The organism is Pseudomonas sp. MT92 (assembly GCF_058792515.1).
In genome coordinates this window covers 136,925-151,271 of sequence record NZ_JBXAFA010000013.1, presented here as the reverse complement: position 1 = coordinate 151,271, position 14,347 = coordinate 136,925, and the positions used below count along the sequence as shown (strand labels likewise).

Below are 14,347 nucleotides of genomic sequence, written 5' to 3'. Positions count from 1 at the left end.
TCGGTGCATTTCAAGGAAAGGCCGCACTTATGATCTCCAGCTCCGAACACGCCCGCCTGCTGCGGCTGGCGACTCGTGCCTCGGTGGCGGTGGCTTGCACGCTGGTCGTCGCCAAGGCCATCGCCTAGTGGCTGAGTGGATCGGTGAGCATGCTCGCCGGGTTGACCGACTCGGCACTCGACGGCATCACTTCGATGCTCAACTTGCTGGCTGTGCACTACGCCCTGCGCCCCGCCGACGACGATCATCGCTACGGGCATGGCAAGGCCGAGTCGCTGGCCGGCATGGCGCAGGCGCTGTTCATCGGCGGTAGTGCGGTGCTGATTGCGATGCAGGCGTTCGAGCGGATCAAGCATCCGGAGCCGGTGGGCGCGCCATGGATCAGCATCGGGGTGATTGTGTTCTCGCTGGTCCTGACCCTGGCGCTGCTGATGTTGCAGCATCGTGTGGTCAAGGCCACGGGGTCCAACGCGGTGCGCGCCGACTCCTTGCATTACCGCTCGGACATGCTGCTCAACGGCAGCATCCTGGTGGCGCTGGTACTGGCCGGGTTTGGCTGGCATCAGGTCGACGCCTGGTTCGGCCTGGGCATCGCCGCGTACATCCTCTGGAGCGCGGTGCAGATCGCCCGGGAAAGTTTCACGGTGCTGATGGATGAAGAGCTGCCACCGGATGTCAGCCAGCACATGCTCGAACTGGCGTGCAGCGTTCCGGGCGTGCTGGGCGCCCATGACCTGCGTACGCGGGTTTCCGGCAACCAGTGGTTCGTGCAACTCCACCTGGAATTGCCGGGGGATCTGACGCTATCCGTTGCCCACGGCATCAGCGATCAAGCCGCCGATGCAATTCACGCCGCCTACCCGCGAGCCGAGGTGCTGGTGCACGCCGACCCGATGAAAATAGCGGCAAGCTCCAAGCTTTAAGCTGCAAGTTTGAGGCTAATGCTCACAGCTTGCGGCTTGAAGCTTGAAGCTTGAAGCTTGAATCTGCTACTGAACCTGATACCCGCGACTGCTCAGGCAATTGCCCTGAGCCTGGCGATAGGCTTGCACCACCGAAGGGTCTGGCTGGTAGGTCGCGGTTCGCGGATCGAAGCCACTCTGCTGTACCGCGTATTGATAACACTCGTAGCCATCCCGATTGACTTGCTCCTGGGACTGGCCGTTGGCCGGGTAAGCCACCACGTCATAACTGTTGTTGACGGGTGGTGGTGGCTGTTGCGGCTGCGGCTGAAGGCTGCCAACGGGTGGTTCGACCACGACGTAATCCTGGGTACTCTCCTGATAGGCGTAGTACGCGCCCGCCGCCAGAAATAGCACCGCGCCGCCGATCAACACCTGTTCGGCGTAATCCGGCAAGTAACTGACGCGAATCCCGCGCGGTGGTTCAACCACCACATAACGCGGGCCCAGCGGGCGATACCAGTAACCGCCGGAGTAGAAATAATCCATGCCACGGTAAGGCACGCGGTACTCGCGGTCCGGGAAGCGATCGATCACATGACCCGGACGATACTGCGGCCCAGGGCCCCAACCATTGCCGTGCCCGTTCGGACGGCCCTGCCACTGATTATTACTCGACGGCGCACCGGTATAGCCGCCCCAGTGCTGGTTGTTGTCGTTGCGCCGCGGCACGTCCTGGTAATACCCGCGCTGCGGCGGCTGGGTCTGACGCACCGCGTCGGGCCTTGGCTGGATCGGCAAGTCATTGGCCGGCAATTGCGGTGGCGGCGGAGGGGAACGAACCGGATTGTTGAAATCGGGCTGTTGACGGTTTTGCCATTGGCCATCGTTCCGGTTCTGGCCGTTGTGCTCGAACTGGCGACTGTTGTCGCCACGAATGACGTCATTGTTTTGCGGGCGCGGTTGATTGTTGCCATGGCCCTGATTATTTCCCTGATGACCGCCCTCCCCCTGTCGACCACCCTCGGGCCCACGGTTCTGCGGCTCATCGGCCAACGATTGCGCAGTGACACTGACACACAGCAAACCAACTCCGGCCAAACGCCAGATGCGCGACTTCATGCTTTTCCTCACTGTGGGGACTGCTGGGGTACGGATTGCGTAGGAGCGAACAGCGCTTGTACGTAAGACTGGAAATGCACAGGCTGGTTCTGCCACAGGTTATCAGTCGCGAAACTTATTTATTGAGGGGCAGCACTATATTCCAGGCATAGAAAAAGGGGAGACCTGTCGGCCTCCCCTTGAGAACTTCGTCCGTGCTCGACGCTTTTGACGTCGGCTCACCTCACGCCGTCTTCTGGACAGTGTGTAGCTCGGGGGCCGGCACATCCCCTGTGGGGGTGGCGACCGCAGCTGGCCTGATTGGGCGAGCCGCACTGGACTGTTTGTCCGAGCAGTGATTCTGGTGATAAGAATAGGCTCGGAGAGCCAGCAGAGGATTGCGAAGATTGCTCAAATAAACACTACTTGCGCAATTTTTAACCCTGGATAGATAATCTGTCGCAATAGTTATGACAAAGGCCTGATTGATGAGCAAACTCGACCGATACGACCTGAGCATTTTGGCTGAATTGCAGCGTGATGCACGCATCTCCAATCAGGAGCTGGCCGAACGCATCGGCCTGTCACCGTCGCCCTGCTCACGGCGGGTCAAGCAACTGGAGGACGACGGCTACATTTCCCGCCAGGTCGCCTTGCTCGACCGCAAGATGCTCGGCCTGAGCCTGACGGCGTATGTGCTGATCGGCATGGACCGCCATACGCCAGAGCGCTTCGAGAACTTCGAAGCGGCTATCCGTACCTTGCCGCAAGTCCTGGAATGCAGCCTGGTGACCGGGATGGATGCCGATTATCAGCTCAAGGTCGTGGTGCCGGACATGGATCACTATCAGAAACTGCTGCTGGGGCACCTGACGCGAATTGAAGGCGTGACCAGCGTGCGCTCCAGTTTTGTGTTGAATCAGGTTTTGAACAGCACAGAATTGCCGCTGACTCATCTTCGTAGCTAAGGGCGCCTTCGCTGGCAAGCCAGTTCCTACAGGGGATCTTCAGCGCGCCAGGATCAACTGTAGGAGCGAGCTTGCTCGCGATGGGGCCGCAACAGCCGACGAATGACTGCGACACACCGCCGCAGGTCAATACTGCCCTCCCCTAGCGAGGCGTATACTCCCCGCGCCCTTTTAGCCTCGCCCGCGCTGGAGATGTTCAATGGATCCTGCAGTTTTCGAAGAGTGGATGATGACCGGCCTGGTCTCCATCCTGATCATTTTCATGGGTTTCATCGTCTGGGATCTGGCGAAGAAGTCCAAGGCCGGGCGTTTCGGCTCGTTCATTCTGTTCTTCGTGCTGGGCCTTGGCGTGGCGGCGTTCGTCATCAAGAGCGTGGTGATCGGATTGATCGAGTCCGGCACCTTATAAGCGCGCCGGCACTTCCTTCCACTGGCCCTGATCGAGCCCTTCGAGGCTCCAGTCGCCGATTCTGACCCGCACCAGGCGCAAGGTTGGCAGCCCGACCGCCGCCGTCATGCGGCGCACCTGACGGTTTCGCCCCTCGCGAATCACCAGCTCCAGCCAACGGGTCGGCACACTCTTGCGAAAGCGCACCGGCGGATTGCGCGGCCACAACTCGGGTTCGTCGAGTTGCCGCGCCTCGGCAGGCAAGGTCATGCCGTCGTTCAACTCCACGCCATCGCGCAAACGCTGCAACTGCTCGGCGCTCGGCTCACCTTCCACTTGCACCCAATAGGTCTTGGCCAGTTTGTGCTTCGGGTCGGCGATCCGCGCCTGTAGCTGGCCGTCGTTGGTCAGCAGCAGCAAGCCTTCGCTGTCACGGTCCAGCCGTCCGGCGGGGTAAATCCCCGGAATATCGATAAAGTCCTTGAGCGTCGCCCGACCTTCGCCATCGCTGAATTGCGTCAGCACATCGAAGGGTTTGTTGAACAGGATCAGTTTGGGCTCGGCCGGTGGCGCCTTGGCGACACGGCGCGGGGCCGAAGGGGATGGCTTCGCGCCAGGACGGCGGGAAACGGGACGTTGAGGACGGGACATGGCAAAAGAGACATCTAACGGTCAGGGCTGACAATGCTAGGGCGCGCCATCAATAATTACCACTGCCACGCCCTTGCCCCGACCGCTAAATGACCATGACAAACCGTTAGCGGAACGGCGGTTCGTCGAAGCTGCGCAGTTTGCGCGAGTGCAGCGAGTTGAGTTCGGTGCGCAGCAAGTCCACCGCCTCGATGCCGATCTTCAAATGCTGGCTGACCGCGCGTTCATAGAAGGCGTTGGCCGAGCCCGGCAGCTTGATTTCACTGTGCAGCGGCTTGTCCGACACGCAGAGCAACGTGCCGTAAGGCACACGCAGGCGATAGCCCTGGGCGGCGATGGTGCCGCTTTCCATGTCCACCGCGACGGCGCGAGACAGGTTGATCAGCGGACGCTCCTGGGCCCAGCGCAGCTCCCAGTTACGGTCGTCGTAGGTCAATACGGTGCCGGTGCGCAGGCGTTTCTTCAATTGGTCGCCTTGCTCGCCGGTGATGTTGGCCGCCGCTTGCTGCAAGGCCATCTGCACTTCGGCCAGGGCCGGGATCGGAATGTTCGGTGGCACCACCCGGTCGAGAATCCCGTCGCGGCGCATGTAGGCGTGCGCCAGCACGTAGTCGCCAATGGTCTGTGACTGACGCAAGCCGCCACAGTGACCAATCATCAGCCAGCAGTGCGGACGCAGCACCGCCAGGTGATCGGTGATGTTCTTCGCGTTGGACGGGCCGACGCCGATGTTCACCAGGGTCACCCCGTGACCGTCGCTGGCGATCAGGTGATAGGCCGGCATCTGGTAGCGGTGCCAAACCACGCCCGCCGCAATCGCCGAGGCTTCGCCGTGGTCCATGCTCTTTTCGATGATCACGTTGCCCGGCAGCACCATGCGCACGAAACGCGGGTCTTTGCGCAATTGTTCCAGGCCATGGACGATGAACTGGTCAACGTAACGGTGGTAGTTGGTCAGCAGAATCCACGGCTGTACATGACGCCAGTCGCTACCGGTGTAGTGCACCAGTCGGCGCAGGGAGAAATCCACCCGCGCGGCATCGAACAGCGCCAGTGGCAGCGGATCGGTGTTTTCCCAGTCGTACAAGCCATCGGCAATGCCGTCGGTCGCCGCCGACAGGTCGGTGCTTGGGAACACCCGAGCCAGCACGGCAGCGGTGACGCCAGAGCCGGCCAGCTCATCGCCCTGTTCGACGACATACGGATACGGGATGTTTTGCTGACTGACACCGACCTCTACGGTCACGGTGAAGTCGTGCATCAAGGGCACAAGCTGTTCCAGCAGGTACTTACGGAACGCCGAAGGGTGGGTGACGGTGACGCTGTAGGTGCCTGGCAACTGGACCTTGGCGTAGGCGCGGGTGGTCTGCGGGACTTCGCCCTGGCAAAGGTAGGTCAGACGCAGTTCGGGATATCGAAACATTGCCCGCTGCTCGGCGTCCGGTTCGACACGATCCTTGAGGTAGCGCTTGAGCGCCTGACTCAGAGCGGTGGTTGCACGATTGTGCAAGAGCGCAAGCCGGTCAACGGCTTGCTCGGCGGTTTGAACGACAATAAAAGCTTCGGTCACGATCAGCATCCTGTGTTCTGACTTGCAGGCCTTCATCTTGCCTGCATCGTCGCTTCACGGGAACAGTGGCATGCTGATACAAAAAATATTGCACACACCGAAAATCCTGTGGGAGCGAGCCTGCTCGCGATCAGGCCATCACATCCAACATTTTGGTTGAATGGAAGTTCGCTATCGCGAGCAGGCTCGCTCCCACAGTAGGTTGATGGTGATCAAAAGCCCTGCGGGATCGACCGCGCGACAATGGCTTCCACCTCCAGCCCCCGTGGCAACGCGCCATATACACGTCCGGCGGAACCGAGACGACTGGCGATGAAGGCATCGCTGACCGCCGCATTGCCCGCCTCCAGCAGCAGCTTGGCCTGCAGCCCCAGGGCAATGTCTTCGGTCAATTGCCGGGCACGGTACTGAATGTCACTGGTGTCCTTGAAGGCTGTCTGCAACCGATTGATGTGCGCGGCCAGGCGCTTGTCGCCATGGCCGTCGCCCAGCTCGTTGAACAATACGTCCAGCACGCCAGGCTCTTTGGACAGCGCCCGCAGCACATCGAGGCATTGCACGTTGCCGGAGCCTTCCCACGTCGAGTTGACCGGTGCTTCGCGGTACAGCCGTGGCAGGATGCTGTCTTCGACATATCCGGCCCCCCCCATGCATTCAGCGGCTTCGTTGATCATGGCTGGCGCGCGCTTGCAGATCCAGTACTTGCCCACCGCCGTCACCAGTCGGGCGAATTTCGCTTCCTGCTCACTCTCCAGATGATCCAGCGCCCGGCCCATGCGCAAGCTCAAGGCCAGCGCCGCTTCGCTTTCCAGTGCCAGGTCCGCCAGCACGTTTTGCATCAATGGCTGTTCGCTGAGCAATTTGCCGCCGACCGAGCGGTGCGCACAGTGATGGCTGGCCTGGGTCAGGGCCTGGCGCATCAGCGAACTGGAACCGACCATGCAATCGAAGCGGGTCATGGCCACCATTTCGATGATGGTGGGAACACCGCGCCCCTCTTCGCCGACCATCCACGCCAGCGCACCACGAAACTCCACTTCGCTGGAGGCGTTGGAGCCGTTGCCGAGCTTGTTTTTCAGGCGCTGGATGTAGAACTGATTGCGCGTGTCATCCGGGCGATGGCGCGGCAGCAGGAAACAGGTCAAGCCCTTGTCCGTTTGCGCAAGCGTCAGAAAGGCATCGCACATCGGCGCCGAACAGAACCACTTGTGCCCCACCAGTTCGTAAGCCTGGCCAGGACCGCTGGCACCGACCGGATAAGCCTTGGTGGTGTTGGCACGAACGTCGGTGCCACCCTGTTTCTCGGTCATGGCCATGCCAATGGTGACCCCGGCCTTATGGACCATGCCGACGTTGCGCGGGTCGTATTCGGTGGCAAGAATTTTCGGCAGCCATTGTCTGGCCAGATCCGGCTGCAGACGCAGTGCCGGCACGCTGGCGAACGTCATGGTCAGCGGGCAGCCACTGCCGGCTTCGGCCTGGCTGTGCAAATAGGTCATGGACGCGCGGGCAACATGGGCACCGTCCTGGGGGTGTGCCCAGGGCAAGGAGGTCAGGCCATGCTCGATCGCCGTGCGCATCAGTTGGTGATAGGCCGGGTGAAACTCCACCAGGTCGATACGATGGCCAAAGCGGTCGTGACTGTTGAACACCGGTTTGTTCTGATTGGCCAGGAATCCCGCTTCCATCAGCGGCCCGCCCGCCAGCGCACCGTACGCATCGATCCGCGATTCGGCCCAACCGGCCCCGAAGCGCCGCGACCACTCCTGCAACGGCAGGTCGATGCGATACAGGTTGATGCCGTCCAGAGACGGTGGCTGGTTGGTGACTTCGTGGGTTTCGGCAAACTGATGCAGGTTCATGACGGGGCTCCTTTGGTCAGCCAAGGGACCTCAGTTAAGCACCGCCCTTGGGCTGATCAAAGTGTCATATCTGCCTAACTGCCGGCGCTTTCGCCCTGTTACGCGCAAAGCACCCGTCGATAGAGCGCAGCCTGCAAATCTTCGAATTTCACCGGTTTGTTCAGGTAGTCGATCAACGCGCCGGTCGGGCAGCGCTCCCGTTCAACGCCCAGTGCGATGATGAATATCGGCACCTCGGCGCAGCCCGGCAAGGCGCGAATCTGGCAGCACAACGACACACCCTCCACGGCCGGCAACTGACAATCGAGCAGCACGGCGTCGAAGGTTTCACACTGCAACAATTCGAGTGCGGTTTGGCCGCTGTCAGCCGTGCGGACCCGGAACCCGAGCTTGAGCAACATGCCGCGCATCACCAACTGATTGATGCTGTTTTCGTCCGCCAGCAACACCGAGCAATCCTGCGGCAGGCGCAGGCGCGGGAAATCCCGGGCCATAGAGGGCACCGTCGAACGTTCCGACGCTGGCACTTCGAACTCGACATCGAGCTGGAAGCGACTCCCACGCCCAGGCTCGGAGCGATGGGTCAGGCGTCCGCCAAGCAACTCCACCAACTGCCGGCAGATGGCCAGACCCACGCCCAAGCCACCGTATTCACGGGTCATCGAACCATCGAGCTGGAAGAAGCGTTGATACATGGTCGCCTCCCCCAGATCGGTAAAGCCGATGCCGGTGTCGATCACCGCGAAGGACAGCGCGAGTCGGTCAGGCTCGACGGTTTTACCCGTCACCCGCAACGCCAACCCTCCCACCTTGGTGAATTTGATCGCGTTATCCAGCAGGCATTCCAGGCATTGCGCCAACTTGGTGCTATCGCCATGCAATCGGTCCGGCACGCCGGGTGCCACGTCGACCTTGAAGTCCAGCGATTTGCTCGACGCACTGCTGTCGAATTGCACACGCAACGCCTCGACCACACCGCGCAAACTGAATGTCGTCGGGTAAGCCTTGAGCTTGCCGGCCTGCAACTCGGTCAGGGTCAGGATGCCGTTGACCATACGCATCATCTCCCGCGCCGATCCCGCGGCTGTTTGCTGGTATTGCTCCAGCTCGGGGTCCATCTCGACGGTCTGCATCAGCTCCAGTGAGCCGATCACCCCGTTCATGGGCGTGCGCAGCTCATGGGTCAGGGTGGCCAGGAATTCGTCCTTGAGCTTGTTACTGTGGGCCAGTTGCTGGTTGAGCACTTCAAGTTTTTGCCCGGCGTCGAACAACGTTTGCGCCTGCTGTTCGCGCATCGCATTGATGCGGTCGGCCAGGGCCAGGGACAGCAGTGCCACTTCGATGGCCGAACCGATCTGGCTGGAGTACATGGTCAGGAACACGTTCGGCAGATAACCCAGCACCATCAGCGTGTTGATGATGCCGCCCAGCAAAAAAGCCGACCAGGCAATGATGAAATACCGCGCCACTCGCAGACCACGTAGCCAAGCGAAAATCCCCGCAGAAAAGATCACCACGGTAAAGGTCAGCGCCAGCGCCGTGGCCAGGCGCAGGGCCAGGGCGTAACTGGTCATCAAGGACAATCCGACCACCAGCGCGCTGAACGACACCAATGCCAGCAACAGGCGATCGAGCCAGCGACTGTGGGTGGCCGTCTGCAAGAAGCTGCGAGCGAACTGGCTGCCGAACAGTCCGGCGCAACCAATGAAAAATGGCGTCGCAGCGTTGGCCCACCAGGGGTTGTCCGGCCAGAAATACTGCACGGCCGCACCATTCACAGAGAGCTGGTACAGGCCAAACGAGGCAATGTAGACGATGTAATAGAGGTAACTGGTGTCGCGCACACTGAGGTAGATGAACAGGTTGTAGACCAGCATCCCCAGCAACACGCCATAGATCAGGCCCAACACATAGAGTCGCACCGGCTGCTCTTCGAGGTAGGCGGTGCTTGACCACAATGTCACCGGCGCCTGGATCGAGCCCTCACTTTGCAAGCGCAGGTACAGGGTTTGGGTCTGGCCGGGGGTGAAGTTCAGACTGAACAGGTAGTTGTTCTGACGGATCTCGCGGCTGGCGAACGGCAAGGCATCGCCCGTCTGGCGAACCAATTGATAGTTGCCGGCTGCATCAGGCAAGTAGAGGTCAAGGTGATCGAGGGGTGGATACGCCAGCTCCAGCAGCCAGGTCCGTTGCGCCGTCGGGTCGGTCGGGCGGTACTGCAAGTCGATTTTCAGCCAGAACACTGAACGCGAGTAGCCGGCATTGAGGGTGGCTTTGTCATGGGGTTTGAAGTTACCGGCCGCCGCTTGTGCGCGCACGTCCGCAACGGTCGCCTGACCACTTGCGTCTTCAAACACCTGCAGGGATCGGCCCAGGGGGAGGCTTTGAGTGAACTCATCGAATTCGACGGCGTTCGCCAAAATGGGCAAACACAACATCAACATTAGCAAATAGCGCATTGGTGCCCCAGCGTGGCCTATCCGGTTCTGTCAGGAAGCCCCCCATTCCTTTTGAGCAGACGTAAAACCGGTATTACCTGTTATTGATTTGGATCCACTCTAGCATAGCCGTTGATGGCCATTGAGCACTACTGAAATTTTTCCTGCAAAGGCTCTAGAACGGGCTTTTCAGCGGAGATTATTGAGCTAGAGCTGTTTGATTGATCCGCTTGTAAAAATACCTGAGCGAACACCTGTGGCGAGGGTGCTTGCTCCCGCCAGGCTGCGAAGCGGCCCCAACGTTTTGTCAGTTGCGCCGAGCCATTGGACTTGACGACTGCTTCGCACTCGAGCGGGAGCAAGCTCCCCTCGCCACAAGCATGTCGCAGCATCCGAAAAAAGATGTTTGGTGGTAAGCTCGCGCACCATGAATATCTACAGCTCTCGCCCCGTTGTCCTCTGTCTCTCCGGCCACGACCCAAGTGGTGGCGCCGGCTTGCAGGCAGATATCGAAGCCCTGCTCGCTCAGGGTTGCCATGCGGCTCCGGCCGTCACTGCCCTGACCGTGCAAGACACGGTCAATGTCACTGACTTCCGTGTCCTCGACCGTGAGTGGGTGTTGGCCCAGGCCAATGCCGTGCTCAACGATTCCGAGGTCGCGGCCGTCAAACTGGGCATGCTCGGTTCGCTGGAAATGGTCGACACCGTGGTCGAACTGCTCTCGGCGCACCCGCACCTGCCAGTGGTCTGCGACCCGGTGCTGCGCGCTGGCGGCGGCGGACGCCTGGGCAAGGATGAAGTCGGCTACGCCATGCGCGAACGCTTGCTGCCGCTCTCGATCATCGCCACCCCTAACCTTCCCGAAGCCCGAATCCTCGCCGAACTGCCCGAAGGCACCGCGGACGAGTGCGCTGAAAAACTCCTGCCGTTCGTCAAACACCTGCTGATCACCGGCGGCCATGGCGACGAAACCGAAATCCACAATCGCCTCTACAGCCGCGACGGCCATCGCGACACTTTTACCTGTCAGCGCCTGCCGGGCAGTTATCACGGTTCCGGCTGCACCCTGGCCAGTGCCCTCGCCGGCCGTCTGGCCCAGGGTGAAAACCTCGCCAGCGCCGTACAGACTGCACTTAACTACACGTGGCGCACCCTGCGTGACGCGGAGCAACTGGGCAAAGGGCAATTCGTGCCACGCCGCCTGCCACTGGACTTCTGTTCGTAACGCCATGAGGCCTGTCCGATGAAACTACGTGGCCTGTACGCCATTACCGACAGCCAATTGCTGGCCGGTAAATTTCTCTCGTACGTGGAGGCGGCGCTGGAAGGCGGCGTCACCCTGCTGCAGTACCGCGACAAGAGCAGCGATGAGGCCCGTCGACTGCGCGAGGCGCAAGCCCTGCGCAATTTGTGCGAGCGCTACAAGACGCAGTTGATCATCAATGACGACGCCGAACTGGCCGCACGCCTGAACGTAGGCGTACACCTGGGCCAAACCGACGGCCCGTTGTCGCCGACCCGCGCCCTGCTCGGCTCCAAAGCCATCATCGGTTCGACCTGCCATGCACGGCTCGACCTGGCCGAGCAAGCTGTCAAGGAAGGCGCCAGTTATGTCGCGTTCGGACGCTTCTTCAATTCCAACACCAAGCCCGGCGCCCCGACCTGCAGCCTCGATCTTCTGGACCAGGCGCGCCAGCAATTGCACCTGCCGATCTGTGCGATCGGCGGCATCACCCTGGACAACGCCGCCCCGCTGGTGGCCCATGGCGTCGATCTGCTGGCCGTGGTGCATGGTTTGTTTGGCGCCGAGAGCACGACCGAAGTGACCCGCCGCGCCCGCGCATTCAATGAATTACTAAAAATCTGATTTGAGAGTCCGCACATGTCTCGTTCCGAAACCCTATTTGCCAATGCCCAGAAACACATTCCCGGTGGCGTGAACTCGCCAGTGCGCGCGTTCAAGAGCGTTGGCGGCACGCCGTTGTTCTTCAAACACGCTGAAGGCGCCTACGTCACCGACGAAGACAACAAGCGTTATGTGGATTACGTCGGCTCCTGGGGCCCGATGATTCTCGGCCACAGCCACCCGGACGTGCTGGACGCGGTGCGCAAACAACTGGAGCACGGCCTGTCCTACGGCGCGCCGACCGAGATGGAAACCCAGATGGCCGACCTGGTCTGCTCGCTGGTGCCATCGATGGACATGGTGCGCATGGTCAGCTCCGGCACCGAAGCGACCATGAGTGCCATTCGTCTGGCCCGCGGTTTCACTGGCCGCGACAGCATCATCAAGTTTGAAGGCTGCTACCACGGTCACTCCGACAGCCTGCTGGTCAAGGCCGGTTCCGGTGCCCTGACCCAAGGCGTACCGAGTTCGGCCGGCGTGCCGGCGGCGTTCGCCAAACACACCCTGACCCTGCCATTCAACGACATCGACGCGGTTGAAGCGATGCTCGCCGAAGTCGGGCAGGACGTGGCCTGCATCATCGTTGAACCGGTGGCTGGCAACATGAACTGCGTACCACCGGCGCCAGGTTTCCTCGAAGGCCTGCGGACCCTGTGCGACAAGCACGGCGTGGTCCTGATTTTCGACGAAGTGATGACCGGCTTCCGTGTCGCCCTGGGCGGCGCCCAGGCTCACTACGGCGTAACGCCGGACCTGACCACGTTCGGCAAGATCATCGGCGGCGGCATGCCGGTCGGCTGCTTCGGTGGCAAGCGCGAAATCATGTCGCGCATCGCCCCGCTGGGCCCGGTCTACCAGGCCGGTACGTTGTCGGGTAACCCGCTGGCGATGGCTGCCGGCCTGACCACCCTGCGCCTGATCAGCCGTCCGGGTTTCCACGCGGAGCTGACCGACTACACCACGCGCCTGCTCGATGGCTTGCAACAACGTGCCGATGCGGCAGGCATCCCGTTCGTGACCACTCAGGCCGGCGGCATGTTCGGCCTGTACTTCAGCGGCGCCGACGACATCGTGACTTTCGATGACGTGATGGCCAGCGATGCGGCGCTGTTCGGTCGCTTCTTCCACCTGATGCTCGAAGGTGGTGTGTACCTGGCGCCAAGCGCGTTCGAAGCCGGCTTCACCTCGATCGCCCACGGCGAAACCGAGCTGAAACTGACCCTGGATGCCGCTGAGCGCGCGTTCGCTGCACTGAAGTAACGTGATCGAGCCGACGCTGGCCGTCGCCAGCGTCGGCTTTCACCTGCATTCCCGCTTTTTTTCCGACTCATCTGCCAACAATCCCCAGCAAAGTGGGCGATATATTTCCCGCGCAGCAGAAAAACGAGTAAAGACTTTGTAAGGTTGGCCCTGCTTATTTCATAATGCGCGCTTATTGGATCCCCTCGATGGGTCCGCGCGCCCTTCAGAGGTAAGTCGATTCCCATGAACCGCACCGGCCGCGCCCTTTCACTGGGCTGCCTGTTGCTCCTTCAGCCCCTGCTCGCGCTCGCACAAGCAGGCGGTAACTCGTTGTTAATCCCAGCGATGGGTCGCTGCACCCTCAATACCCAGCCGCAAGACCTGGCACAGGCACTCGCCGCCTGCCAGAAAGCGTCGGATGAAGGGGATGCCCAAGCGCAATACGAGTTGGGTGAGTTTTACTACGAAGGCAAAAACGCCCCGCGCGACCTCAATCAAGCCCTGAGCTATTTCGAAAAGGCCTCGCTGCAAGGCCACGCCCAGGCGCAATTCAAACTCGGCACCATGTTTTTCCACGGTGAAGGCGTGCCGGCCAATAACGTTCAGGCGTATATCCTGCTGAAAATGGCTGCGGTCAATGGCGACGAAGATGCGCTGGACACTGCCGACGAAGTCACCGAAAAGATGCCTCGCGAAGAACTGGAAGTCGCCACTCAGGTGCTGGGGCAAATTTTCCGTAAGTATTTGATGGAATTGCAGAGCGCCGATGGGCGTACGCCGTTCGCGCCGTTGCCTTAAGTTCTGTACCGATTTTTCTGGCCCCATCGCGAGCAAGCTCGCGATGGGGACGACTCGGTCTCGAAACCTTACTTCTCAGGCATCGGCATCGGAAACGGCATGACATTGCCGACCGCGCCACGGGCTTCGCTGATTTTCGGCGTGCCCAGGCGCTCGACTTCGTCGATGCGCACGATCGAATGCATGGGCACAAAACTGCGCACCACGCCTTCGAACTGAGCCTTGAGCTTCTCTTCGCTCGGATCGACGACCACTTGCGTGCGCTCGCCAAAGACGAACTCTTCCACTTCCAGAAAGCCCCACAGATCACTTTGATAGATCTGCTTGGCGTACATTTCGAACACCTGGCCCTGGTTGAGGAAAATCACCTTGTAGATTGGAGCTTCACGTTTGGTCATGGTGGGCGGGTAACACATCGAGGGATAAAAAAGAGGGCGCGAACTATAGCATAGCCGTCGGACGCGCAGCGGTAGGAACCTGGGTGCATGTTCCCTATAATGCGCGGTTCTTTGAATCACGTG

12 protein-coding genes and 1 pseudogene are annotated in these 14,347 nt (G+C 60.8%); 7 read left to right on the top strand and 6 right to left on the bottom strand.

Annotation, left to right across the window (positions count from 1 at the left end; genetic code table 11):
- Positions 1-29 precede the first annotated feature (29 nt).
- Positions 30-923, top strand: a pseudogene (locus AC1Q6D_RS23415) (cation diffusion facilitator family transporter).
- Between the two features lie 66 nt (positions 924-989).
- On the opposite strand, the gene AC1Q6D_RS23410 reads toward AC1Q6D_RS23415, so the two are convergent.
- Entirely contained in the window at positions 990-2,024 is a 1,035-nt protein-coding gene (locus tag AC1Q6D_RS23410; protein ID WP_103403455.1) for a DUF6515 family protein, read from the bottom strand.
- 467 nt (positions 2,025-2,491) lie between these two features.
- Between AC1Q6D_RS23410 and AC1Q6D_RS23405 the strand changes: the two genes are divergently transcribed.
- Positions 2,492-2,971, top strand: a complete 480-nt coding sequence (locus AC1Q6D_RS23405; RefSeq protein ID WP_007937367.1) for an Lrp/AsnC family transcriptional regulator — start codon at positions 2,492-2,494, stop codon at positions 2,969-2,971.
- Positions 2,972-3,170: 199 nt separating this feature from the next.
- Positions 3,171-3,380, top strand: coding sequence for a DUF2788 domain-containing protein (locus AC1Q6D_RS23400; protein WP_007937369.1), 210 nt, complete (start codon positions 3,171-3,173; stop codon positions 3,378-3,380).
- Here AC1Q6D_RS23400 and AC1Q6D_RS23395 read toward each other — a convergent pair.
- From AC1Q6D_RS23395 to AC1Q6D_RS23380, 4 genes are all read right to left on the bottom strand, one after another.
- On the bottom strand, positions 3,375-4,010 hold the full coding sequence (locus AC1Q6D_RS23395; RefSeq protein WP_103403454.1) for a pseudouridine synthase: 636 nt from the start codon (positions 4,008-4,010) through the stop codon (positions 3,375-3,377). The two genes, AC1Q6D_RS23400 and AC1Q6D_RS23395, sit on opposite strands and share 6 nt — an antisense overlap.
- Positions 4,011-4,116: 106 nt before the next feature.
- Complete coding sequence (amn, locus tag AC1Q6D_RS23390; RefSeq protein WP_178083106.1) at positions 4,117-5,616, bottom strand: AMP nucleosidase; 1,500 nt, start codon at positions 5,614-5,616, stop codon at positions 4,117-4,119.
- Positions 5,617-5,792: 176 nt separating this feature from the next.
- On the bottom strand, positions 5,793-7,442 hold the full coding sequence (locus AC1Q6D_RS23385) for an acyl-CoA dehydrogenase family protein (protein WP_103403453.1): 1,650 nt from the start codon (positions 7,440-7,442) through the stop codon (positions 5,793-5,795).
- A 98-nt stretch (positions 7,443-7,540) separates the two neighbouring features.
- Positions 7,541-9,901: a hybrid sensor histidine kinase/response regulator gene (locus AC1Q6D_RS23380; RefSeq protein ID WP_103403452.1), complete on the bottom strand. Its 2,361-nt coding sequence runs from the start codon at positions 9,899-9,901 to the stop codon at positions 7,541-7,543.
- A 406-nt stretch (positions 9,902-10,307) separates the two neighbouring features.
- Here AC1Q6D_RS23380 and AC1Q6D_RS23375 point away from each other — a divergent pair, with 406 nt between their 5' ends.
- From AC1Q6D_RS23375 to AC1Q6D_RS23360, 4 genes are all read left to right on the top strand, one after another.
- Positions 10,308-11,105 (top strand): hydroxymethylpyrimidine/phosphomethylpyrimidine kinase, encoded by a 798-nt coding sequence (locus AC1Q6D_RS23375; protein ID WP_034148145.1) that lies wholly within the window; start codon positions 10,308-10,310, stop codon positions 11,103-11,105.
- Positions 11,106-11,123: 18 nt separating this feature from the next.
- Entirely contained in the window at positions 11,124-11,747 is a 624-nt protein-coding gene (thiE, locus tag AC1Q6D_RS23370) for a thiamine phosphate synthase (protein WP_103403451.1), read from the top strand.
- A 15-nt stretch (positions 11,748-11,762) separates the two neighbouring features.
- Positions 11,763-13,046 carry a glutamate-1-semialdehyde 2,1-aminomutase gene (hemL, locus tag AC1Q6D_RS23365; protein ID WP_047533682.1) on the top strand — a complete coding sequence of 428 codons (1,284 nt, stop codon included), beginning with the start codon at positions 11,763-11,765 and terminating at the stop codon, positions 13,044-13,046.
- Positions 13,047-13,271: 225 nt separating this feature from the next.
- Positions 13,272-13,826: a tetratricopeptide repeat protein gene (locus AC1Q6D_RS23360; RefSeq protein ID WP_103403450.1), complete on the top strand. Its 555-nt coding sequence runs from the start codon at positions 13,272-13,274 to the stop codon at positions 13,824-13,826.
- A gap of 68 nt (positions 13,827-13,894) precedes the next feature.
- On the opposite strand, the gene AC1Q6D_RS23355 is transcribed toward AC1Q6D_RS23360, so the two are convergent.
- Positions 13,895-14,224 carry a DUF1820 family protein gene (locus AC1Q6D_RS23355; RefSeq protein ID WP_003185742.1) on the bottom strand — a complete coding sequence of 110 codons (330 nt, stop codon included), beginning with the start codon at positions 14,222-14,224 and terminating at the stop codon, positions 13,895-13,897.
- Positions 14,225-14,347 lie beyond the last annotated feature (123 nt).